Consider the following 26,568-nt stretch of genomic DNA (forward strand, 5'->3'; position numbering starts at 1 on the left):
GATATTTGTATATTAAGATATAAATTATATATTTGTATTATTAATATACAAAATGTGAATTTTAGAAAAATATTTTCATTTTTAAATATCATCACGATACAAATTATGATAACCATATGCACTCCCCACTAACTATGTACTCCCCACTAACAGTTATAATTCCATTTTTAAATGAAGGTGATGAAGTTGAAAATACTGTAAAAAGCATAAGGGAAACAAATAGGGAGTATATCGAAATAATATTGATAAACGATTGTTCCAGTGATGGGTATGATTACGAAAGAGTAGCTACTATATATAATACACAATATATCGTTAACCCACAGAGAATGGGTGTTGCCAAAAGCAGAGAAATAGGGGTATCTTTAATCAAAACGCCGTTTTTTATTCTTCTCGATGCTCACATGAGATTTTATAAAGAGAATTGGTGTGATATCCTTGTCTCTTATTTAGAGAAGGAGGATCGAGCATTATACTGTCTTGCTTGTAAGGCAATTGATAAATCAGGTGAACCTATAAATAATCTTATCGGATGTGGTGCTAAACTATTTTTATATGGGAACGATTTTTCAAAAATATTACAGCCGGAATGGATAACCGAAGAAATTCCATATCAAGAAAAGGATATAGAAGAAATCCCTTGCATTTTAGGAGCGGCTTATGCCATGTCCAGTCGCTATTGGAATTACCTGAAAGGCTTATCGATGCTCAAATATTACGGGGCAGACGAAGCTTATCTTAGTCTGAAAGTCTGGTTAGAAGGCGGACGATGTATATTGATTAAAAATACGATTACCGGGCATATCTTCAGAACAGGCACTCAAACGCCTTATACCATGTATTGGCCGCATTTATTTTTTAATAAACTGATTATTTCTGAAACAGTATTGCCGGAAGATTATAAACGATATGTTCACGCAAAATTAATGGCTTTGAATCCCGAAGCCTACATGACGGCATATGCAGAACTGATAAAAGTAAAAGACGATATCGTCAATTTACGGTCCTATTATCAAGCTATTTTTACAAAAAACTTTGATTTTTTCAAGCAAATCAACCAAAAATACATCGATCCTGAAAATACCGATATCCCCTCTATAAAAATAAACGAGGAAGACGGTATCCGAAAAGTTTTGAAATCGGTTTATGATTATTTGATTAAAAATAATTCCTCAACGATTGGTTTTGGAGTAGGTGGCTTAGGAGAAATAATGTATATGGCTGAATATGCTAGTATATACGCTAAAGACGAATTACCTAAGGTAAAAAAATTACTCGACGAATTGCTGGAAAATAGTAAACTTGAGCAATTCGATTTCGAAACGGGGCTATCTGGCTTAGCCTGGGGACTGAATTATCTGAACCGTCATTTCCATGCTTTTGATATCGATGAACAATTCAAAGAATCAGATAAGCTGTTATGTAATGTTTTGTATGATAAAATCCAAAAACAGGATTTTGCCATCCCGGGCGGTGCGTTGGGAATTTCTTTCCCTTTTATGGAAAGAAAAAACAATAAAACTTTAAATGATACTATCGACATATTGTTAAGATATATAAATGCTTATATCTTTCGGTACAAAGATCGGATTCCCCGGTTCACATTATTCGAGATTACCTATTTTCTGATTTTAGCCCGTGACAAAAATTTTTGTATTTCAGATTCTCTGCATCTCGTATCTCAAGTTCTGTCAGACAGTGATAAAACAGATTATCTTTCCGAATGTATCTCGGCCTACCTTATGATAGCTATAAATGAAAAAACAGAAAATTCCTCAAAAGATTTCCATTACAATACACTGAGAAAGTCGGCGGCTTGCCGGGAAGCTGTTTTGGCTAAAGTATCGGAAATAGGTATTTATAAAGGATATCCATTACTGATGTATATATTCCATGCTATGTATAGAAAAACGCAAGAAACGGTATTTAGAGATGCCCTGGCCTATTGGAAGCAAGAAACGGCATTGAAAACAGCAAGCATACTGCTTCACACCTCCGTTTTAAGCGAAACTGAAAAGAGTTTTCTATATGGAATCGCAGGGGCCGCATTCGTTATATTAAAAACAAATCAACAATGAAATATTTATATTTGATTTTTATATTGACTCTATCGCTGCAATCCGTAAAATCGCAGATTTTAATAGGACGTGTTACCGATCTCTCGGACAAACCTTTGTCGGAAGCTACGATTGTGATTACAGACAGCATGTATTACAACATCCTTATCACAGACATGAAAGGAGGGTTTCGTGCCTTGGACTGTCCCGACAGCATAACAATCCGGATTTCGTATGTGGGATTCGCTACCTGGCAGAAAGATATAGTCATAAGTCAACTGAAGGACAGCTTGTTAACAGTAAAACTCGAACCGTCGAATATGGAATTGGACGACGTTATTGTGACCGCGCAACCGCCGAAAATCAAAAAAGAGCTGGGTAAGTTCGTAATGGACAACGTATCTGTATCGCCCTTTGCCAAAGGAACCAATGCACAGGGTTTTCTTCGTTTTATTCCTATTTTGAACACTGCCACTAACGGCACCGTCAAGATATTACACAGAAACGAGCCGGCAACCATTCAAATTAACGGCCGGCCGGCAAACATGCCGCTTAACCTTATACCAGCCCGCAATATCGATCGTATCGAAATAATCGCTGTTCCAGGAGCAGAATACGGCGGCAGCAAAGGCGGAATAATCAATGTCGTGTTAAAAAAAGAAATGGACGAAGGATTGAAAGCAGTAGTCAGTCTGAGCGATAAACAAAGCTATTATAATACACAGAATATCGGAACATTTATCTACTATTCAGGAAAAAAAATACGTATTATGGGTAGTGTTTCCGGAAATAATTTCAAAATGCGGTTAAAAAACGACTATAAACATATTCTGGCTGCCGAAAATAAAGTCTGGGATATCGTTTCTCCAATTAAAATTACCAAAAAGACCTTAAGTGCAAGCTTTAATCTGGAATACTTGCCTACTGACCGGCAGACATGGGGATTCCAGGTATCCGCTTTCGGTTCTGAAGACGAAAATACCTTCCATAGCAAGACAGTTTACTACAGGACAGAAAACATTACACCGGATTCTATTTTTAAGACAAAGATCAAAAACGACAATCCATTCAGACCGCACCTAAGCGCAAACGTGAGTTATAACCTGAAAATGGATAACAACGGAAGTAAATGGAACACCAATCTATATTACGGGCATTACAACAACAAAACCAATACCCGTGAAATAACCGGAGAATATCGCCAAAACGACCCATCCGGCAAAGAAATCAATGCGACACAATATACTTCCGTAAAAGTAGACTACAGCGGGTTGACAACCGATCTCCACAAAAAGTTCAATGACGACAACACATTGAAAAGCGGAGCCAATTTATATTATTACCACATGAACAACAAACTAGCTTATGAACAGACAAGCGGTACAAAATACGGACCTGAGCCTGTGGGTAGCTATTCGTTTCTTCACAAAGAGTTTACCGGAGCTTTTTATATCACTTACGAGCGGGTATGGTCAGATATGTTCGAAACCTCATTAGGAATAAGAACACAATACCGATGGGTAAACGGTATCGACACAAGGTGGAGTAACCGCATAATTAAAGACTATTTCCATATTCTTCCGTCTGTTTCTCTGTTATTTACACCAAACGATGAGCATGAGTTCTCATTAGATCTAAGCTCGTCGGTATCTTACCCCTCACTTAACAACCTGACCTCTTTCAAATATTTTTTGTCAGCCAATGAATACTCTCAGGGGAATCCGGATTTACTCGCTTCGCGTAATTTTGATTTCATGTTTTCCTATAATTTCTTCGATGATTACAGTTTCGTTGTCGACTATATGCACGATACCGACTGCTGGAGCGATTTTGTCATCCCGGACAAAGACGGCAATATCGTACATACACAAGCGAATTACGGCAATTGTGATGATATAGACTTCGCATTTATCATTCAAAAATATTTTTTCAACAATCGTTGGATGCTTAGTAGTGACCTCGGTGCAAATTATACTTATGATAAAGGAAGTTATAAAGGAATCAGAATAGATAATAAAAATTGGAGTTACAACTTCCGGATGAGCAACAATATTTTCTTGTCAAAGGATCAGAGTTGGCTAGCAGTAGTTGTATATAAATTTTCGAGTAAATCCAGGAATACAGTAACCATACCTGCCCATCATTCGATAGAAGCCAGCATACAAAAGACATTTAAAAATAGTTCGCTTTCAATTAATGCAGAGACGATGTTTAATAATAAAATGCAACTCAGCAGCAATTATGCGGAATCAGGGTATAGCTATAAGCTGACCAAACAATTTTATCCGTCTGTTTCGATAAATTATACATATACATTCGGAAATAAAAAAGTAAGAAATATATATGAACGAAAAGATAGTAATATTTTAGATCGGATAAAATGAAAAAGCGGAACCCGAAAAGCATAAAGAGTAGGGAAAATATTATATTTTATATTATGAACCATAAATTGAAAATTGTGGAAGACTTTCTGAATTCATTGGAAAGCGAGCAACTGAAAGCAAATCAGGATACAATGCTCATAAGCGGTTCCTATGAAAATCAATCAGGAGCAATAGGAACTAACGCAAGCAGATGTGTTAATGGAACAACCGCTTGTATTGGTTCTATTAATGACAGGCGGTGTTCCAATGGTGTTTGTGATTATACGATTAATGGTAAAAAATGTACGACAGTTAATGTCCCGACACCGGCACCGACACCGACACCAACCCCTGCAACGGGAGGCTCAATTTAGTTGAGATTCTCAGGGTTTATGTAGATATTTTTGCATAAACCCTTTATTAAAAGAAAGATTTATCAGGAATTTCATTTCTATCTATTAAGCCATTACTCACATTCTACCGATAAAAAATGACCGATTACAAATTCAGTAAGTATAATTCGATATTAAAAACCGATGCTAAATTAAACGTATTGTACAATGGGTTGAGCGACCGATTCATAGTGTTCAGAAAAAAACTCCGGGCACTGTTGGATAAAGATATCGAAGAATTGAAAAATACATCGGAAGAATTTTATCGTACATTAGTAGAAGCTGATGCAATTATAGCAACCGACCGAGACGAATTCGCAGAACTGAAAAGCCTGAGTGAAAAGATAGACAACGCACAGCATGAATGCAAAATAATTGTTAATCCGACGATGGATTGCAATTTTAAATGCTGGTATTGTTATGAAAATCATGTCGTCAATTCAAAAATCAATTCCGATATTCTGGAACGGATCAAACGATTGATCAGGCGACAAACAGAAAATGAGCAAATCGAATTTATAGATCTGGCATTCTTCGGAGGAGAACCTCTTCTCCAATATCCTGCCATCAAAGAACTGATCGACTATACCAGGGAACAATGCTGTTATCAAAAAAAGAATTACCACCTTGGATTTACTTCAAATGGATACTTACTGAATGAGGAAATAATCAATCATCTGAGCAGTATCGAAGACTCCAAAAGCTTTCAGATCACTCTCGACGGAGACCGGGAAAAGCATAATAAAATCAGGCATGAAAAAAATAACAGTGACTCATATGATACAATCATATTCAATAGTAAAATACTATTGAAACATAAAATACACGTCCTGCTAAGAATAAACTATACATTGCATAATATATTATCCGTCAAAAATATATTAGCAGATATAAATGATATTCCGGAAACAGACAGAAAATACCTCAGGATCAGTTTTCACCGGGTATGGCAGGATATAGACCATGATGAGGGAAATAAAACATTGATCGCAGATATCATAGAGTCATTTAAAAGCGAATTCGATCAAACTAACGATTCATATCATATGAATGACATGCGTTACCCATGCTACGGAGATAAACAAGGGACAGTAGTTGTGAATTACAATGGGGATGTCTATAAATGTACCGCACGGAATTTCTCGGCAGAAAATCGATATGGCATATTACTATCCGATGGGACAATAGCCTGGGATCAGCAAAAACTTGAAAAACGGAAACATGCTAAAATGAACAAAGAGATATGTAAATCATGCCGTATATTACCACTATGTGGAGGAGGATGTGCACAAAATTCGGTCGAAAATCCCGATAATTTTTGCGGATTAGCTTTCACTGAATCCGACAAAGACCGAATCATATTTAATCATTTTTACAATAGATATTTAAACAATACATACAATGAATAAAATAAAAATCGTAAAAGACTTTCTAAATTCCTTAGAAAGCGAACAAATGCAAGACGGACAAGATATTCTGTTATTGTCAAAACCACAGGAGAACTATTCTGCCGGAACTTCTATCAACAGCCGATGTTATAATGGGAATGCGACTTGCAACAGCAGTCAGAATGAAAAAAAATGCTTTAACGAAAAAAATTACTGCAACCAAGCCTACAATTCCGGAAGGTGTAAAGAACAGAAACCCCGTTGGGCGAAGAAGAAATAGGAATAAATGAGAAAAATACCATTTTTCCGCCAACGCTCATCCAATATATGCGGACCGACCTGTATACAAATGCTGTGTGCTTATTATGGCAAATTGTACAATATAGACACGATCATACAGCATTGTGAATTAACGAAGGCCGGCGTATCCATCAGGGATATCGTCAATATGGGAGAAAGCTTGGGATGCTATGCTTCATCTTTTAGCGTAAACCCGGCAGAAGCCCGAAGAATCCCCCTTCAAGCCATCCTTTATCTTAAAGAAGGTCATTTTGTTATCCTTGAAAAAATAAAATATAAACGAGGTCATTATTTCTACAAAATAATAGATCCGGATTACGGCCGGGTGGAATTGTCTGAAAAGGCTTTTATTGAAAAATGGATGGATAATAACAGAGGATTCGGGGTACTCCTGGTACCTAAAGACGATTTTCTTACTATCAATCCTGAAATTAATCTCCGGAACCGGAATAAAGAGATTTTTACTGATATAAAATCGGTGGCCAGCATTCATAAGAAAAAATTCATATGGGTGATCTTACTGACTTTTATCGTGCTTGGAACCAATTGGGCCATGCCGATTCTGTTACAGAAAACGATAGATGACGGTATTATGGCAAAGGATATAAATTTCGTTTGGCTGATGTTATTGGCTCAATTCGTCTTCTTCATCGGGTTTATGTTATCAAACACAATAACCAATCTTCTTTCGGCAAAAATAAATTTTAAAATCAACATTGACTTTGTCCAAAAATACTTCAACAAAGTTGTCAGGCTTCCGATCAATTTTTTTGATACAACGTTCCGGTCGGATTTGATACAACGATTGTCCGACCTCGGAAGGATTAACGGATTTATAACAGACAATATTGTCGATATTGTCTTTTCATTTGCAAACCTCATCGTTTTTTCAGTCATCCTGATGATCTACAACAGTAAGATATTTTTATTATTCATTCTTTTTAGTACCCTTTCTATCGTTTACTCATTGCTGTTCCTGAAAAAAAGAAAAAGTTTGGACTATTCTTTCTTCTCAATAGATTCACAAAGACGGAATTCTGTATATGAGTTGATTATGGGAATGTCCGAGATCAAGATCAACAATGCTTACCATTCCCGGATCAAAGCGTGGAATATCATTGAATCCAAACTGAATAAACTGAAGCTAAAAATATTATACTGGAGCTTTTACTCATCTGAGGGCGTTTCAATTATCGGACGTCTAAGGGATATCGTACTGACAGCCTTATCAGCATATTATGTGATCCAGGATCAAATGACAATGGGTACAATGATGATGATAAGTTTTGTTTTAGGACAGCTTTCTGCCCCTATAAGCGATATGATGTCCTACACTAAAATTATTCAGGACATTAAATTGTCTTATGAACGGGTATTTGATATATATAGTAAAAAAGATGAAGATGATGAGAAAATGATACATCTAAATCATCAGATAAGCGATGGTATCCGATTTGAAAACGTATATTTTAAATATCCAGGAACATCGAATCCATATATACTCAAAGATGTAAGTATTGATATCCCGGCGGGAAAAACTACCGCTATTGTCGGTCCCAGTGGAGGAGGCAAAACAACCATGTTAAAATTGATCCTGGGTTTTTACCAACCGTTGCAAGGAGCCATCAGGATCGATCGGTACAATTTAAATGATATCCGGCGGGAATCATGGAGAGAACAATGTGGTATTGTAATGCAAGACGGTTATATCTTCAGCGCCTCAATTGCCGAAAACATAGCTTTACATGAAGAGAAACCTGATATCAAGCGGCTTATATATGCGGCAAAAATAGCTAATCTATACGATTTCATTGAAAATTTACCGATGAAATTCAACACCAAAATTGGTGAAATAGGCCTCAATCTCAGCGGAGGAGAAAAACAACGTCTCTGGATAGCGCGTGCTGTTTACAAAAATCCTGCTATCGTATTATTTGATGAGGCTACTTCCTTGTTAGATGCGAATAATGAAAAAACAATCATTGGTAATTTAACTGCCTTTTTATCTAAGAGAACAGTAGTTATTATTGCTCATAGGCTAAGTACGGTAAAAAATGCCGATAATATTATTTTCTTGGATAAAGGAACTATTGTGGAACAAGGAACTCACGATGATTTGATTAAATTACGCGGAGCCTATTATAATTTAGTTAAAAACCAACTGAATTAGGCCGGTTTATAAACAATAAGTCTTTTCAAGCCAACACTCCTGCTTTGAATAAATTTACCGGAGGCAAAACAATAAACTAAAATCGGTTATTCCCCAGAATAGCTGGACTGCCCGGAAACATTCTACACAAATCACATGCCATATCCCACCGGTAGCACACTGGCAGCTTTCCTGACTATTTTTCATGAATATTTGACAGCTTTAACAAACGCCGCATTCAATTCACATCCTTGCCTCTTTTCCGGGTTACCCAAATATTCAACCAAAAGCCGTAAATCTAAAATTGTAAACACCAACTTATATTGCTAATTTAAAATCTAAAATTAAACCTACAGCCGGTCTAAAGCTTAAAATCCCCAAACCGCGCTTTTCACCTCCCTATACATATCAATCCTCCATCCCCCAATCAAAAATCGTAAATCGTAAATCGTAAATCGTAAATCAAAAATCCCTACACTTCAGACACCTCCACCTTCCAATCGTCAATCTATCGGAAATTTTCTATCTTTGTCCCCCCATTAAAAACACTGCCATGGAAAACATTCTTCAAATTGCCGAACAAAACCAACAAAAAGCCCGCAACATCATCCGGGATACCAGACTCATTGAAATCTGGCAATCGATCGGGGCCGAACCCCGGCTCGTCGGTTCGTTGAAAACAGGCTTACTCATGAAACACCGGGACATAGACTTTCACATTTATTCCGCTCCGCTAACCGTATCCGATAGCTTCGCTGCCATGACACGCCTGGCAGAAAATCCCGGAATCGTCCAAATTCAATACGGCAACCTGCTCGACACCGAAGAAAAATGCATCGAATGGCACGCCTACTACCGGGACTCTGACAAACAGCTATGGCAGATCGACATGATCCACATCCTGAAAGGCTCCGCATACGACGGCTACTTTGAGAAAATGGCAGAACGTATCACGGCCGTCCTCACTCCCGAAACCAGGGAAGCCATACTCCGGTTAAAATACGAAACCCCGGACACGGAAAAAATCATAGGTGTCGAATATTACCAGGCCGTTATCCGTGACGGCATCCGCAATTATACAGACTTTACAATCTGGCGTAAACAGCATCCGGTTACGGGCATTGTCAAATGGATTCCTTAATAAACTCCGGACCGGAAACGACACAATCTTCCCGGAATTCAACATATAAAACAAGGGCAGCCGCAACTTGCCGGCCACCCTTGCCATTCCGCTCTATCCGCTTCGGAACATCCGGTAAAATCCGGACCGGCTCATTTCATGTTTCTGATCTTTCTTTTTATCCGGAAATAATAACCGGTTACTGCAAAAACAGCTCCGAGTAATGAAGCCAGACAAGACAAAATCCGTGTTGTCATTCCACCCCAGGTACCGGTATGTACGGAATAAATCCATCCCCTTATCTTTCCGGATTTCGGCTGGTCCTTATACAACTGTACATCTGTGATTTGTCCGCTTGCCGGATCAAAAAGATAACGATCGCTTCCTCTCGTATTTCCATAATCAGCGGTAGCAACAGTTGCCGAACCGTCCTGAATTGTAATGGAATTGAAAGAGGAATACCGCTCTTGCAAAACGGATAACACCTCCGCCCAGCAGATATAATCCGGTTTTTGCGACTCTTTTCTTTTTCCTGCGGATAATCCGGTTTCTTTTACAGCAACACGGCTTTCCCGGCCGGAAAAACTTCTATCCCCGTCCTTCTTTTCCACCCCCCTTCCGGTCTTCCCTTCTTGTCCCGTACTTCGTCCTCCGGCTGAAATCGGGACATGTACCTCTGTCCGTCCGGTAGTGCCTCCGAACACTGCATAAAAAGCATCACGATACCAGCCGAACGACCAGGTTAACCCGGTTAAAGCAAGGGCAAGCAAAAACAATGCCGCATAAAAACCCCCGGACACATGCAAATCATAAAAAAAACGATGCCAACCGGCCCTGGTTTTTATTTTCAACCGATTTTTCAGCATCTTCCTGTTACATGGAAACCAAACCGCAAGTCCGCTCACCAAAATAACGACAAACACCAATGTTGCATATCCCACCACGGCTTTCCCCAGCGAAAAGCTGCCGTCCCGTTTATAAGAATCGAGCAACCAGCGGTGAAGGCGCATGGTTTGCATGAAAAATCCCTGTCCGTCGTCTATCCCGGTTACCTCTGCCGTATAAGGATCGATAAAACAGACTGCTTTCTTTCCCGGCAAAACCAACTGATAGGTCCGTCTCGGATCAGAAGAAATCCGGATACCGTTTATTTTAACAGAATCGGGTAATTGTTGCTGTGCCGAATAAATCAGGAAAGCAGGCGAAAGCGGCTCACCTTTGATTTCTCTGACAAAATAACGGGAAGGATAACATAACTCCAGGATTTCTGTTTCAAATACCAATATTGCACCTGTCAGGCAGACAATCGTTATGATAATACCGAAAGGTATCGATAACCATAAATGCATTTTCGCAAAAAACTTTCTCATCCCCGGTCATATTTGATTGTCAATTCCGGAAATAAGTCAGTTTGCCTACCCCGCTGATCTTCTCCGATTCTACGGTAAGTCCTTTTGTTGCAACAGCCGTTTTCGGATCAATCCGGTAAATGGCCGGCTGGCTTCCGTCAATTGTCGTTACAGGCATATAGGCAATACCGTTTTCAGAAAACGGTGTATTACCGAATCCGGAAATGACATCCTTGGCAGGCATACCTGTTACATAAGTAAGCCTTCCGGACTCTCCTTTGTAAATAGCCAGTTCATTGGCTGTAAACCCACTCTCCGTCAAAGGCCTGTCATACATCAGCAACAGAAAATAATCTTCGGTAATATGCCAGCAACGTAAAAATGACCTACCCTCGGTTTGTTCTTCGAGATTACAGTAGTAATTCGGATCGAATTCCTCTGTTCCGGCTTTAATACGCACCACTCCGGCAGGTAAAGCCGTTTTTTGTACCTGGGCGGTCATCGTCTTGGCATAAGACGGTGAAAATACATATACATCACCGTTGTCGGCTGCCCAAATCGTTTGGTAATATTGCGATTTGTAACGTCCGCAGGCATAACTGATCTTATCCGTCCGGATTAATTTCGGACTCTCGAACCTCTCATCGGCATATATGGCAATCCAGGCTTCATCCGGATACTGTGTCCACTGTAATTCACCTTTCTCATAAGCACCGCTGCCACTTCCCCCCGATTCGGTCTTCACCAACTCCGGATACTTAACATACTCGCCGTTATTCGCCTTTACACCGTACTTACTCAATCCCATCGGAATCGCCGCAGAATAAATCTTATTACCGGCTTGCAGAATACCGGCCAAAGTGACAAACTCGCCGTTTCCCAAATAATTCTCTGCCATGAGGACACTTTGATTCGTTGCAAACGTTTCATTGACCACATCCAGGTAAGACAACAGAAAACCCTTCGGCAGAAAACCGTTTCCATCGGACATATTCTCACCCAGATTACCGGTGGAAGAAGTGATAATATAATTCTTATAAATACCGTAAGATGTAAACCGTTTGATCTCATACGTATTGTCACGCTCTTCCGCTTTCCCTTTTTCATTCAGAACATACGAAGAAGTTACGCCTGCATTCCCCTGATTATATACCAGACGATACAGATATTTGTCCTGATAAAAAATCCATTGAGTTCCGCTCTCTGTGGTCAAACCGTTATTTTTAGCCGACACACTTCCCTCATCGAGTTTATCGCTGATCAGCAAATAATTGGCATCCCCGACAGAAGCAGCAATGACAAAATCAGACAATGCGCCATCACCTCCGTCATCCCCGCCCGATACATGATCGTCGCAGGATATTGTTAAACTCAAACACAAAATAACGGCTAAACTCCGGTTAAAATAATTCTTTTTCATATAAACATCGTTTTTAAAACTATAACATCGTATTCAAAATAACAGCACAGGACATTCCACAACTTACCAAGCCGACCTTCCTTTCCTCGTCCCTTCCTTTTTCACCGTCCCCCTGAAAGATACACCCTCACCTTGCCGTAAAATGCCCTGCCGGCCTTCTGCAAACTAAAATTGTCATACAACTTTTCATTCGTAAAATTCCGGCACTCGAAAGAAAAATTGTAGCGTCCCTCCTGTACACCGTAAGAAATTGTCAGATTATGAGAAAATTGTGTCGGTACGATAAATTTAGACTCATTGCCGACAGCTTCCGAATAAAGCGGAAAACGATGCATATATAAATTATCGTAAGTAACCGTCAGTTTATTCCCTTTTCGTAACAGGTCAGGCCAATAAAAAGTGATGTCCGAATTGGCAAACCGGTAAGGCAGATTAGGCATCCGGGCTTTATATGTCAGGCTGGCCTGATTCGACCCGCTGGTGACAGTCTTCACATTGTCGCGAACATCCATCTGCGTGAAATTTCCTCCGGCACTTATCCGGTTCGCAAAACCGTAACGAAAAGAAACAGTATACCCTTTCGTCAGCACTTTGCCGTGATTTACATAAGTAGCTCCGTACTTCCCGCCACTCAAACCGGATATATTCCTTTGGATGTAATCCTTTGTATTGCGATAAATCAAACCGCCCTCGGCATACACAGAATGCTTACCGAACAACTCATTATAACTCAGATTCAAATTTACATTATCACTATTTTCAGGTTTCAGTGCAATATCTCCGGTCTCGAGGTCCTCATCCCCGAACATCTCCTCATTGGTAGGTAAACGGTAAGCCTTTTCATAAGACAACTTCCCTTGCAGACTCTTCAATATAAAGTACGTACCGGCTGCTCCGTAACCCATTGCTCCGATCGAATTTGTTGTCCGTATATACTTGTCCTGTGCGGACGAAGTAGCAATCGGACCCGCAATAAATTGATCGTAATATTTACCGAAAACAGAAATATTCCAATGTTCCTTTGGCATCAGCCGATAAGAAAATCCACTGATATTCTTACGGGTTTCCTTCGGGATAGCATTTGCCTCCGAACTATTGCCCAGCAAAGAGCGGTTCGACCGCCGGAAATCATTAATCACATGGTTAAAAGTAAATACATGGGACCTGCCGAGACGGTAATTGACCGTAAAAGTCCCGTTCCAGTTATTATTATCCGAACGGGTATTCTGGTAAGACTGTTCCCCGGGCATCCGGAGAGGACGCATTTCTCCCCGCCAGTTAAACTCATAGGAAGAAGTATCGACATTATGAGTTACATTCTTATTGTAATTGGCCGTCAAAACCACATCCAGCCCTTTAGTAAACAAATCCCGCTTACGGTATTCCAGCGATGGCATCAGAGAATAACCTTTACGGTATTTCCCGCCGAATACAATTTCCTGCCGTACCCCCGTTTGTATATCCTTATACATATTCGACCAGGTAAATCCGAACACCAAACGATCTGCCCAGATCTTACCCGCAACACCGATCTTTCCGGCAACAGCCTCGTTATGATAATTATCATGGAAGCGTTTTACATGCTCTATCTTTTTCTTATTGATTGCGCCGGTCTCGAAATTCTTCACCGGAGTATCCACATAATAATCGTTATCGGAATAATTCTGGAACGCATTGATTTCATATATAAAGCCGCTCCGGAATGTCTGTCCGAAATTGACGTATGACTTATGCGTATTAAACGATCCGTAAGAATAAGAGGCATCCAGAAACCAGCTTTTCTGATTCCTTTTAGTAACAATATTGATCACTCCGCCGATAGCATCTGTTCCGAAACCGACTGGAACGACACCCTTATACACCTCGATACGCTCGGCAAAATTGACCGGAATATTATTCAGACCGAACGAGCTCCCGACACCTTCCTGCGGGACACCGTCAATAAACACCTTGACATGTTTACCGCTGAATCCGTCCATCATCAACTGCATATCCGAACCTACACCCCCCGATTCACGGATTTTCATACCCGGAGCTTGTGCCAGGGCCTCACTCAAATTCTGTGTCGAATTTTGCAAAGCCTTCGTATCGAGTGCTATCGCGTTAAATGCCGAACGCTTCAAACGACTTATCCCATTAGAAACGACCACGGCTTCTTCCAGTTCTTCCACCTGCGGGATAAGCGTTACATTTTGCTTATGCCGTTCGCCCGCAACCAACAGCACCTGTATTTCCTCCGTCTTATAACCGACAGCAGATACCACAAGCGTATAGCGACCTGCAGGAGCTTTCAGGTGATAAATTCCCTCTCCGTTAGCAACACCTCCATAACTGCTACCTTTCAGATAAACAGTTGAAAAATCCACGGTACCCCCTTCCGCAGACAATATCTTACCCGAAATCAAAGCTTGATCTTGCGAAAATGCCGATGCCGCTGATAATAAAAAAACAAAACAGAGGGAAAATTTCAAAAAAAATGCTCTCAACGTATTCTAAAATTTATGCCATTATTAATCCGGCACAAATATCTTTATAAACGAAAAACATAACAATCACTCAAAATAGGTAAAAAACAGCCCTGTTCCCATATAAATTACTAACCATTTATAGGTATGAGCACACACAACCGTCGGTAGAATATTTACCGTTTTACTTCCGATTTTCACCCTTTCTGCCTACCTTCGTATGACTTTTTCTGTTATCAGTAATTGTTCGAAATCAATCCTACATCTTAACACTTTAAGTGATTGTATACAAATAGTTTACGACACATTAAATAAGTCAACGGACTTGAAATGAATAAGGCAGTTATTTTCGAAAATAAGGAAAATCGTAAAGACACGATCATTTCAGCCTGTGTCTTTCTTTCCGGATTCTCTTGCTTTGCACAGCTATACTATTTCCAGCCCCTTTTACCGGACCTGGCACGCGAATTCGCACTAAGTGCCAGTCAAAGTAGCCTGGCAGTCTCTTTTTCCACCCTTGGAATGGTATTCGGACTGATAGCGACGATGTTTATCGCCGACCGCATTCCCCGAAAAACACTGATTAGCATCGGATTACTAGCTTCATCCGTTTTTTCCGTAGCCGCTTCCTTCTCACCTGTCTTCTGGCTGCTGATCCTGTTAAGCGCTGCCAAAGGCTTCCTGCTGGCAGGGGCAACCTCTGTTTCCATGGCCTACATCGGAGAAGAAGTATCCGACCGGAACAAAGCCAGAATTATGGCACTCTACATTGCCGGAAATGCCCTCGGAGGCATGGGAGGCCGCTTCATTGCCTCCTGGATCGGAGCCGTATCCGATTGGAGAATAGCCTCCGTTAGTATCGGACTGCTATGTGCTGTTTTTGCGCTGCTCTTTTTAATTTTCAGTCCGAAATCCACACATTTCACACCTAAAAAAGAAAGCCTTCACACCTTAGTCGTCGCCAACCTGCAACTGATAACCTCCAAATCCCTGGTACCCTTCTACCTCACCGGAGGACTGATCCTGGGGGTATTCGTCAGCCTTTATAATTACATGGGATTCTACCTGATTAAAGAGCCGTTCAACCTTCCGGAATACAGCATCCACTACATCTATCTGATGTACATCTTCGGAATGTTCGGTTCGATAGCCACCGTCCGCCTCACACGCCGGCGTACCCCTTTCTGCATCTTAAAAACCATGCTGCTGATATCTGCCGGAAGCATACTCTTACTCTATGTCGCTCACTTCCTCTTAATAGCTATCGGCCTGGCCATATTCACCTTCAACTTCTTCGTCGTCCACGTCCTTTGCAACCGTATCGTCAGCGACTACGACCTGTCGAAACGCTCCGTCACCATCTCCATTTACCTGCTTACCTACTACCTCGGATCGAGCCTGCTCGGTTGGGCAACCGGTATCCTCCTGGACATTTTCGGCTGGCGCTACTTCCTTGCCGGACTGATCGGGATCGTTCTCCTCAATTACACCATCGTCACACTCGGTATCAAACGAATCGAAAAAAAATAATCCGGAAAACAAACTGAAAGCACTCACCGCAACCTCACGCCCCATAATATTATAACTTCCAACTTTGATCGTTTTGTCAAAAAATAATTACATTTGACAAAATCTCAAACATCCTTCAACCATGAAATCTATAAAACTATTTATCTGCATGATCCTGCTGAACTTATGTTTTCTGGCCGTTAAAGCACAGGAAATGCCGGAAGTATATCTACTCTGGCCTGACGGACCGGAAGAAAACAACGGGTTAGCCGACCAAGAAATTACAGAATCAAACGGTAACATCACATTCAACAGTACCGCAAAATTGCATGTTTACCATCCGGAAAAAGAGATCCAAAACGGAATCGCTGTTATCATCTGTCCCGGAGGAGGTTACTCATTCCTTTCAATGGAATATGAAGGCCGGATGTTTGCCCAATGGCTGATCAAACAAGGAATAACGGCAATCATATTGCAATACCGCATGCCGGCACAGCACGACCGTATTCCACTGGCAGATGCACAAAGAGCAATGCGTTGGGTAAGAAACCGGGCTGAAAACTGGGGAATAAATCCGGATAAAGTGGGAATTGCCGGATTTTCTGCAGGAGGACATTTAGCATCCACGTTAGCTACTCACTTCGATCAAGGCAAAACCAAAGCCACCGACAGCCTGGAACATTTCAGTTGCCGTCCCGACTTTACCATACTGTTTTATCCGGTAATTTCCATGCAAGAAAGCCTGACTCACAAAGGTTCACAAAAAGCACTTCTGGGAAAAACGCCTGCTCCGGAAAAAATAACGGATTATTCCAACGAATTGCAAATCACTGCAGAAACACCAAAAACATTTCTGGTACACAGTGACGACGACAAAGGAGTATCCGTACAAAACAGTATTGTTTACTATCAAGCTTTGAAAAAACATAATATTCCGGCCGTTATGTATATTTTTCCGACCGGTGGCCACGGTTGGGGATTGCGAAGCGATTTTGAATATTATCCGGCTTGGACGTCCTTACTGAAAAAATGGCTTGAAGATATCGGAAAATAAATTCCCGGAAAAATTCTTCACCATACGAAAACAGGCTGTTTCCCTTCCGAAAACAGCCTGTTTTAATTATTTTTCTAAAACCGGATTTTATAACTTCTTCAGCCCTTTCAACTCCTGCGGATCGGTCACCTCCATAATACTGATGGCATATCCGCCGCCGGGAGCGGCTTTCAAGGTCAGCTTCGACCTATTCGTCACAACCCCCTTCCGGATGGTATAAGCTTGCGGATTATGCTCGTAATGTGCATCTTTGGCATCGGCATAAACCGTAGCAATATACTTCTTATCCGGATCAAGGTAACTGAAATCCAGATTAGAAACATGCCCGTTCTCATCTGCCGTACAACCCACAAACCAATTGTTCGTCCCCTTTGCCTTACGGGCCACTGTAATATAATCACCCGGTTCCGCCTCCAGATAACGACTGTCGTCCCAATCGACAGCTACATCCTTGATAAACTGGAATGCATCCATAAAAGGCTCGTAATTCTCAATCATATCGGCAGCCATCTGTAACGGACTGTACATCGTCACATACAAAGCCAACTGACGGGCCAAAGTCGAATGTACGAAAGAATGATTATCCGGATTTGCCTTGCTCACCTGCATTTCAAAAATACCGGGAGTATAATCCATCGGACCTCCCATCAAGCGGGTAAAAGGCAAAATAGTCGTATGATCGGGATTACTACCGCCGAATGCCTCGTATTCCGTACCGCGAGCCGACTCGTTACCGATCAGATTCGGATAAGTACGGCTCAAACCTGTAGGACGCACAGCCTCGTGGGCATTTACCATAATCTTATAATCCGCAGCCTTCTTCACAGCATACAGATAATGATTTACCAGCCATTGTCCGTAATGATATTCACCTCGGGGGATAATATCTCCCACATAACCGCTCTTCACGGCATTATAACCGTTGTCCGCCATAAATTGATAAGCCGTATCCATATGGCGCTCATAATTACGCACCGAAGCCGATGTCTCGTGGTGCATCATTAGCTTCACCCCTTTAGAGGCCGCATACTCATTCAATTCCTTAACATTAAAATCAGGATAAGGGGTAACAAAATCAAACACATAATCCTTCGTTTTACCGAACCAGTCTTCCCAACCGACATTCCAGCCTTCCACCAGTACCTGATCGAATCCGTGTTCCGCAGCAAAATCGATATACTTCTTCACATGTGCCGTATTAGCCGCGTGCTTTCCGTTAGGCTGTACCTTAGAATAATCCGTTTCTCCCAGTTTTACAGAAGGCAGATCGGCATAAGCCCAGCTACTTTTACCGGTAATCATCTCCCACCACACTCCGATATATTTCACCGGTTTAATCCAGGATACATCCTCGTAAGCACAAGGCTCATTCAGATTCAGAATCAGCTTCGAAGCCAGAATCTCACGCGCATCATCGCTGACCATCACCGTACGCCAGGGAGTTTGACAAGGAGCCTGCATATATCCTTTATCCCCGATAGCATCCGGTGTCAGCCACGATTCGAACACCATATTCTTATCATCTAAATTCAGATGCATACAAGAATAATCCACCAAAGCCGCCTCATGTATATTGATATACAATCCGTCGTCACTCTTCATCATCAACGACGTCTGCACTCCCGTCGGGGAAAACGGTGTTTGCGAAGCATTGGGAGTAATAGCCTCCTTCATCTTACCCCGGATCTCCGACAACCTGGACGTCACCGTACTATATTCCTGCGTATCATAATCGCCGGGTATCCAGAATGCCTTATGGTCTCCTGCCATAGCAAACTGAGTATGCTCCTCCTTAATTACAAAATAATTCAAATCCGGCTGTTGCGGAAATTCGTAACGAAATCCCAACCCATCATCGTACAAACGAAAACGGATCACCATCATCCGGTCAGTCCCGGCTTGTTTCAACGTCAATGCCAATTCATTATAATGATTACGGATATCCTTCACCTCACCCCAAACCGGTTGCCAGGTTTCATCGAAAGTCGAAACTTCCGTATCGGCAATGGTAAAACCGCTCATCAAATCCTTATCATTTTTCAGCTCCAATCCCAAAAAACTTTCCTTCACCACCGGACGCTGCTTATAATCGAGGCTATATACCGGACGTCCGTCCTTTACCCCGGCATGCAAAACTAAATTCCCATTCGGGGATTTCAACTCTGCCGCCTTCATTCCGAAAGTTGCCAGCAGACATACAAACAAAATCTGTAATCTTTTCATCATCTATTGTAATTGGTTTATTTATCCTTTATAACGTTTGCAGCACCCCTTCTATCCCTCTTCCCTTTCCATCGGACAAAAATATATCATCCGCCCTTACCGAACTATAGGCACACTAGAAAAAGGAGTGGAAAAGAGGTCCACACCCCAAACAACAAACTGATAAACAATATATTAAACTTCATGCAAGTATTAAAAAAGGGAGTAAATATTTCTAAAAATCACACGGACTTTTCGCCGATACAATTCAATCGGACATTAAAAAATAAGACCACATCCCATCGAATACGGAAAAGCCCTGGATTTAACCCGACTTATTTCCACAATAAAAATCTGCGAAATCAACGTGATCTGCAGGCCACTATTCCTTTCCCCCTCTAAAACGTCCCGATCCGCATCACCTCCTGTTCGAAATCATCCCGTACTCCCCGGGCCTTATTGCGCATCTTCGTCCGGTAATTATATATCGTCTTCAAAGAATAACGCAGAAACTGCGCAATCTTATTACTGTCCGTTATCCCCAGGCGGATCAGGGCAAAAATCCGCAACTCCGTATTCAGTAACTCACCCGGTTTCAGTACAATTTCTTCCCCATCTGCCAGTAAGGCATTAAAATCCGTTACAAAATCCGGAAACAGACGCAGAAAAGCCGTATCGAAATTGGCGTAAAACTCCTCCAGCTCATCGTCCACAAACTGTGTTGACCTCAACTCTTTAAACAGCTCCTCCGTCTGACCGTTCATAGCTTTCTTATTCAGCGAACGACGGTAAGTATCCAGCTTACCGATATACATCGAACAAAGATCCAGAAAACGGCCGATATAGGCTTCCTTGATATAATTCACTTCCGCCAGACTATCGTTCGTCTCCTGCAAACGCCTGTTCGAATCAGACAACTGCCGGTTCACATCCTGTAACTCTTCATTCAGCCACCTCAACTGCTCGTTCACCTTTCCCAATTCCCGCTTCGCTTGTGCCAACCGCCTCATCTGCCGCCTCAAATACAAAGCCAAAAGCACTAAGAAAAAAGCCAGCACACTGATACTCAACAAAGACACCGTCATCTGCCGTCTCTGCCTCTCCGTCTGCAAACGGTAAGCCTCATTGACAATCGGTAACACCTGCGACACTTCTATCGTGCGCAGCCGCGCATTACAAAAAGCAGCATCCTCCATAGCCTTCTTCATATAAGCATAAGCTCTCGCAACATCCCCTTCCTTATATAACAGCACTGCCAATTCCCGCAACGAAATGTACTCCTTCACCCCACACTTCAAATCCGATAAAGCCGATATCGTCAGATATTCTTTCTCCTTCCCCTCATCTCCCAAACTGCGATACGCATCTGCCACCGAATAAGCCGTATACCCCATTTCCCGTCCATCCGGATCGAGCGTAGCATAATAAGGCATCAAAATAGCCAAAGCCTCCTGCGCCCTTCCCCGGCTGATAAGCTGTTCCGCCTCCACCAGCACCTGGGTATCGCTTCCTGCCGGATAAAGCATCAACAAAGAATCCCGGTACAGATTTGCCAACCGTTCGTACTCCTGCTGTAAATCTTTACCGATAGCATAATCCCGCATTGCGCCGTACAAAGTATTGTACAAATGGTAGTAATATCCCTTCAAATCCTCAGACAATCCGGGGCTGCCGACAACAGACAGCAAATCCTGCGCTTCCCGGTACATACCGGTAATAATCCGTACCTCTGCCAGCATCATCCGGGCTTTATCCGCCAACCTGCGGTCTCCCAGCTTCTGTGCAAGATACAACTGCTCCTGTACATAATGCAAAGCCGAATCTGCAATATACACCTTATATTCCTCCACCAACTTCGCATCGGCTTCAAACCGATCTGCCTCCGTCACAGTACGGGCCCGTTCCGCCTTCAACACCGCAATCCGCTCTTCCTTCTGCTGTTCATACTTCTCCGGAAAAGCAACAATCCGGTCCAACTCTTTCAAACGGACCTCCCGGTCCGTAGATTGGGCAATCACCGGTAAAGAAAACAATAAACCGAATAAAAAATACAAGGATATTTGCATAATCATTTATATTCCAGGATCGGAAAGATTTCCGTATTTCGTTATTTCTACAAATATAACGACAAATCAGCCAATTCCTGATCGCCGGGACAAAGAAAAATAGCTATACGCACAACTGAACCGACGCGGCTATATTATTCCGATATCCCGAAACAAGGATATGCACGACAACTCTACTTTTCCCCCGTGCATCTTGGGAATACCCAAAAGAAAACCTAATTTTGCATAAAATATCTATAAAGACAAGCCATAAAAACATCAGACATGAAAATATTGAAACCCATTGTTGTTACATTGTCGGCAATCCTGGTACTCCTTATCCTTGCTACCATTATCGCCCCTCCGGTAGCCAAAAATTACATCATAAAACACAGCAAAGAAATGATAGGCCGCCAAATTAATATAGACGGCCTATATGCCAATATTTTCACAGGATACAGCCGCATCACGGGATTCGAACTCCTCGATACCAACGACAGAGAGCGTTTCGTCAAATTCGATACCCTGGCGGTAAAAGTATCCCTCTTCCGGCTATTGGCCAATGAACTGCGCATCAATCGTATCCGCCTGGTAAACCCGGACATACAAATATGGCAAAAAGGCAACGACTTTAACTTCAGCGACCTGTTACAAACTCCTGCCGATACCGCAACCTTACCGCTGGATACCGTCGTGCCTGCAACCACCGACACCACAGCTGACGACGATCCGATGGCCATCGCCATCAACAATATCGCCATCGTAGGCGGACAATTGGCTTACCGCGACCTGATTGTCGGCTCGGAATGGGACATGAACGATCTGCAACTGCATATTCCGGGTATTTACTTCAGCGGACAAAACACGGACATCGGACTGAACCTCAACTTCAACGAAGGCGGCTCACTCACCACAAGCATGCAATACAACCTGGAAGCCGGTAACTACAACCTTCACCTGCAACTGAACGACTTTGCCATCGGAAACGTACTGCCCTACCTGCAACAATCCATGAACGTCGGGGAAGTAGACGGCCTACTATCCGCCGACTTCACCATAGAAGGCAATACGGCACACGCTTCAGACATCACGATAACCGGTAACACCGCCCTGAGACAATTCAGGCTGGCCGACAATGATAAAAAAAATCTGCTCTCTGCCGGAGAACTTTTTATCGATATCGCCGCCCTTAACCCCGAAAAACAGCAATTCAGGTTTAACACCGTTTCCCTCAAAGATTTCAACTCCTGCTTCGACCTTTACCCACAGACCAACACCCTCTCCCAATTGCTGAAAACAGAGACCGGCAAGGACACACTGCCTTCCGTAGAAAATACAGAAAAAACGTTCCCCGCTCCGGAAACACAATCACCTGACTTTTTTGTCAGCCGGTTTACTATTGATAACGCAACCTTTACATTCAACGATCACACCCTGCACCAGCCCTTCCGGTTTACGCTCGCTAATATCGGCATACATGCCTCGAACCTGACTTTGACAGACAAGAACCGGATAGATGTAAAAAGTACCCTCGACAATGGCGGTACCGTCAATCTCACTTGGGATGGACAACTCAACGATCCTTCCAACCAGGACATCAACCTTCAGATTAAAAACCTCGACCTCAAACAATTTACACCGTACAGCCTGCAATATTTCGGTTACCCGCTAAGCAAAGGCGTACTGGCATTTTCAAGCATCAACGATATCCGGAACAACTACCTCGATGCCCGGAACAACCTCGACATCTATCGCTGCGAAGTCGATAAAAAACGCAAAGACATCAAGGCCGAATTTAATATCCCTTTACGCACAGCCCTCTACATCATCAAAGATGTTAACGACAAAATAAAAATAGACCTTCCCGTTAAAGGAAACATTAAATCTCCTTCATTTTCCTATAAAAAAATTATCATCCGTACCCTCACCAACCTGTTGGTAAAAGTAGCGGTTTCTCCGTTCAGCTTTATCGCCAATTCTTTAGGATTAAGCGGTGACGGATTCAAAGACATACCCTTCGAAGTCTATCAGGCTGATTTTACACCGGAACAATTCGACCGCATCAACCAACTGGCTACCGTTATCAAAGCCAAACCCGACATGACACTGCAACTCCGCCAATACTATAATCCGGAACAAGGCCGGCAAACCCTGGCCGCTTTTCAGGCCCGGAAAGCTTATTACCTGCATTCTCATCCGGAAATCAGCGACACTACCCTCCAGGCCATCGACTATGCCCGTATCATTGAAATTGATGTCAAAGACCCGGCATTCCAGGCATATATCACCTCCTTCGTACCCGAAGAACTGAAAACGGCGGAACTCAACCGGAAAATTCTTTCCCTTACTCCCGCTGAAAAATTACAGGAACAAATAGCATTTTTGGCCGGAATGCGGGATAGCAAACTTAAAAATTATCTGCTCCACCAAGGACTGACAGAAAAAAACATCCGAATCAATACCGTTCCCGCCGATTCATTAAACAACTACCAGGGCAAAAACCGCTACACCTTCCAACTCACCCTCGACGACGACATGTCGGGAATGACATTGGACACTCCGGATGAAACCGAAGAGACAAATAATTAAAAAAAACACAGCGGAGCGATAAAGGCTCCGCTGTGTTATCCATAACTTTTCCATACTCATTCCGTACTGATAATTAAAAGAAACAACTTATGAAACGCCGTTTATGCCCGCAATGTAAAATACCGAATTTCTATCTTCTCAACGAAAAAAGCGAACGCCGCCTCGTTTTCGTCACCGACGACTTCCGGATCGTTCCTTCCCGCCCCGGCGAAACCATCGAGGGTTTCGACACCACGGTTATCTATTGCCTCGGCTGCTCCTGGAGCGGATCTCCCCGCAAAACCGTCCGCTATTAAAACAATGCCTCTTCCGAAGCAGGCCATATCACATTTATAAACAGTCCTGAGACAAAATCATCCACCTACCTGAGCATACAAGCAGGAGTAAGCCCGAGTAGACCGATAACACCGGACACACCCTATGCAATTGGCCAGGTATCCTTGTAAAAAATACCGGAAACTCCGCAAACACAGACCGCACAACTTTTTAACCTCCGTATCGTTATATCATTTCCCAACCTGCTTCTCCCTCCGTTCTATCGCCTCCTGCAATTTATTCATGTTCCTCTTCGTATAACCGAAAGAAAAAGCCGTACTCCGCTTATTCAGGTCATTGACACTGTTAATCCAAACCTGCCCCCGGTCGAATACGACGAAAATTTGCTCCCCCCACGTTGCACTAAGCCAATGCGAATGAGTATGGGCCACAACACAATCCCTCCCGGCATGATCAATCGTCCAGTTGTTCTCCCGGGCAGTTTCTTCCACAACTTCCAACATCACTTCATCGGAAAACGATATTTTCACAGACCGGAAATTGAGTTTTGAACGCTGGTTACGATAGACCGCAAAAGCAAGAAACGCAGGTAACAATCCGCACCAAAACCAAGGAAAAAATAAATCCTGACGCCCTTCCGTAAAATATTTGTATAAATTGCTAAGTAGAAAAAAGAACGGAATACTTACAAGAAACAATGGAAATCCGTAATGCGTCAAAGCCCAGTCCGTACTCAGATTCAAACGTCCCTCCCGGAGAACAAATGAAGCCAGTTCCTCGTCGGCTTCCCGGTGGAAACGCAACCACATAAAGCCGAATATCAACATACAACCGATGACAAGCACAATGACCACCTCATTATTTCCTCCCGGAGAAGAATGGCGTGTCTCGACCACCTTTATCACCTGATTGTCCAAAGAATACGGAATCCCGCCAAAAGTCAGGTTTTTCGCAGAGAAAGTATATACTCCACTTCCGTCCGATCGGATATTATAATGGAATTCATAAGATTCTTTCGCATTGACAAAAGCTGAGGTATCCTTTCCCGAACCCTTTGTATAGGAAAAACGCGAACTGGACCCGCTGGGTTTATAAATGCTGTCCCCCAACTCAAGAAGGGGAGCCAGATTATCCGGACGCCGGTTACAGGTAAGTGTCACAAAAAACGTTTCGCCTTCCTCGATATAGGATCTTTGGGTAGTTACACTACACACTACCCCTTGTATATTCCGCACGGCAGGCTTTACCCGGACATGAAGTGGCGGTGTAATATACACCCAGCCCTCCGCCTTTACCGAAGCTATAGGTAGACTGATAACACCCTCTCTCAAAAAACGGACTTGATAAGAAAAAACCTCCTCCATCCTCTGCTTCTTCTTTCCGTTTACAATAATAGTCGACAAATGCCGGTTAGGTACAGGACCTTTGATAACTTCCATCAGATTACCGAAATCAGGCGGACTCACAGAGTCAAAGCGCACCGTACATCTGTACTTCAAATTATACTCCTGTCCCACATATACACCATTATACGCCGTATCTATCTCCATAAAAAACGGGACCTCCGTTTGAGCCGATGCAATCATTCCAAAGGCCATAACCATTGCGGTACATACTGCTTTATATACCAAACGTCTTATCGGACAACAAATTCGCAAACACATCTTTCCTATGCTTATCAATTAAACCTATCCCCCCTACATCCCGGCAAACGATTTTAAAACAACTACATCCCCCCCTCCTGAACAACCGATGAAAACCTTTGCTCTTCAGAACACACGGCATATTAATTTATACACAAATATACACGATTTACATAAAGTTCCTCCGAAACATCAAACAATCACACCCCTTTTAATATGTGATAACTTAATATTATGGATAATTATA

At 42.4% G+C, this 26,568-nt stretch carries 17 protein-coding genes; 11 read left to right on the forward strand and 6 right to left on the reverse strand.

Features of this window, described 5'->3' with window-relative positions:
• Positions 1-134 precede the first annotated feature (134 nt).
• The 7 genes from DD657_RS12250 (at position 135) to DD657_RS12280 (ending at position 9,790) form a co-directional block, all read left to right on the forward strand.
• Complete coding sequence (locus DD657_RS12250; RefSeq protein WP_287050047.1) at positions 135-2,078, forward strand: glycosyltransferase; 1,944 nt, start codon at positions 135-137, stop codon at positions 2,076-2,078.
• A complete protein-coding gene (locus DD657_RS12255) occupies positions 2,075-4,441 on the forward strand; it encodes an outer membrane beta-barrel family protein (protein WP_287050048.1) in 2,367 nt (788 codons plus the stop codon). The genes DD657_RS12250 and DD657_RS12255 overlap by 4 nt, the downstream gene beginning before the upstream one ends.
• A 53-nt stretch (positions 4,442-4,494) precedes the next feature.
• Entirely contained in the window at positions 4,495-4,794 is a 300-nt protein-coding gene (locus DD657_RS12260) for a hypothetical protein (protein ID WP_148453317.1), read from the forward strand.
• Positions 4,795-4,910: 116 nt separating this feature from the next.
• The gene (locus DD657_RS12265) at positions 4,911-6,221 is read left to right on the forward strand and encodes a radical SAM/SPASM domain-containing protein (protein ID WP_287050050.1); all 1,311 of its coding nucleotides are present in this window, start codon (positions 4,911-4,913) and stop codon (positions 6,219-6,221) included.
• Positions 6,214-6,480, forward strand: a complete 267-nt coding sequence (locus DD657_RS12270; protein WP_068690943.1) for a hypothetical protein — start codon at positions 6,214-6,216, stop codon at positions 6,478-6,480. The genes DD657_RS12265 and DD657_RS12270 overlap by 8 nt, the downstream gene beginning before the upstream one ends.
• 6 nt (positions 6,481-6,486) lie before the next feature.
• Complete coding sequence (locus DD657_RS12275; protein ID WP_287050051.1) at positions 6,487-8,670, forward strand: peptidase domain-containing ABC transporter; 2,184 nt, start codon at positions 6,487-6,489, stop codon at positions 8,668-8,670.
• A gap of 532 nt (positions 8,671-9,202) precedes the next feature.
• Entirely contained in the window at positions 9,203-9,790 is a 588-nt protein-coding gene (locus DD657_RS12280) for a hypothetical protein (protein ID WP_021989194.1), read from the forward strand.
• Between the two features lie 131 nt (positions 9,791-9,921).
• Here the strand turns inward: DD657_RS12280 and DD657_RS12285 are convergent, their stop codons facing one another.
• From DD657_RS12285 to DD657_RS12295, 3 genes are all read right to left on the reverse strand, one after another.
• Complete coding sequence (locus tag DD657_RS12285; protein WP_287050053.1) at positions 9,922-11,139, reverse strand: PepSY-associated TM helix domain-containing protein; 1,218 nt, start codon at positions 11,137-11,139, stop codon at positions 9,922-9,924.
• 19 nt (positions 11,140-11,158) lie between these two features.
• Entirely contained in the window at positions 11,159-12,538 is a 1,380-nt protein-coding gene (locus DD657_RS12290) for a DUF4374 domain-containing protein (RefSeq protein WP_287050055.1), read from the reverse strand.
• Between the two features lie 101 nt (positions 12,539-12,639).
• Positions 12,640-15,024, reverse strand: a complete 2,385-nt coding sequence (locus DD657_RS12295) for a TonB-dependent receptor (RefSeq protein ID WP_287050057.1) — start codon at positions 15,022-15,024, stop codon at positions 12,640-12,642.
• A gap of 309 nt (positions 15,025-15,333) precedes the next feature.
• Between DD657_RS12295 and DD657_RS12300 the strand changes: the two genes are divergently transcribed.
• On the forward strand, positions 15,334-16,533 hold the full coding sequence (locus tag DD657_RS12300) for an MFS transporter (protein WP_021989198.1): 1,200 nt from the start codon (positions 15,334-15,336) through the stop codon (positions 16,531-16,533).
• 121 nt (positions 16,534-16,654) lie between these two features.
• The gene (locus DD657_RS12305; protein WP_068690952.1) at positions 16,655-17,566 is read left to right on the forward strand and encodes an alpha/beta hydrolase; all 912 of its coding nucleotides are present in this window, start codon (positions 16,655-16,657) and stop codon (positions 17,564-17,566) included.
• Positions 17,567-17,653: 87 nt separating this feature from the next.
• On the opposite strand, the gene DD657_RS12310 is transcribed toward DD657_RS12305, so the two are convergent.
• Together DD657_RS12310 and susR are read right to left on the reverse strand one after the other, a co-directional pair.
• Positions 17,654-19,741: a glycoside hydrolase family 97 protein gene (locus tag DD657_RS12310; protein WP_392389386.1), complete on the reverse strand. Its 2,088-nt coding sequence runs from the start codon at positions 19,739-19,741 to the stop codon at positions 17,654-17,656.
• 425 nt (positions 19,742-20,166) lie between these two features.
• Positions 20,167-21,834, reverse strand: coding sequence for a SusR family glycan utilization regulator (susR, locus tag DD657_RS12315; RefSeq protein WP_273134481.1), 1,668 nt, complete (start codon positions 21,832-21,834; stop codon positions 20,167-20,169).
• A gap of 264 nt (positions 21,835-22,098) precedes the next feature.
• Here susR and DD657_RS12320 point away from each other — a divergent pair, with 264 nt between their 5' ends.
• On the forward strand, positions 22,099-24,402 hold the full coding sequence (locus tag DD657_RS12320) for a DUF748 domain-containing protein (RefSeq protein WP_287050060.1): 2,304 nt from the start codon (positions 22,099-22,101) through the stop codon (positions 24,400-24,402).
• A gap of 89 nt (positions 24,403-24,491) precedes the next feature.
• Positions 24,492-24,698, forward strand: a complete 207-nt coding sequence (locus tag DD657_RS12325) for a hypothetical protein (RefSeq protein ID WP_287050062.1) — start codon at positions 24,492-24,494, stop codon at positions 24,696-24,698.
• 210 nt (positions 24,699-24,908) lie between these two features.
• On the opposite strand, the gene DD657_RS12330 is transcribed toward DD657_RS12325, so the two are convergent.
• Entirely contained in the window at positions 24,909-26,342 is a 1,434-nt protein-coding gene (locus DD657_RS12330) for a BatD family protein (protein ID WP_287050064.1), read from the reverse strand.
• Positions 26,343-26,568 lie beyond the last annotated feature (226 nt).

The sequence above is a fragment of the Culturomica sp. genome, assembly GCF_003524185.1.
GTDB classification, from domain to species: domain Bacteria; phylum Bacteroidota; class Bacteroidia; order Bacteroidales; family Marinifilaceae; genus Culturomica; species Culturomica massiliensis.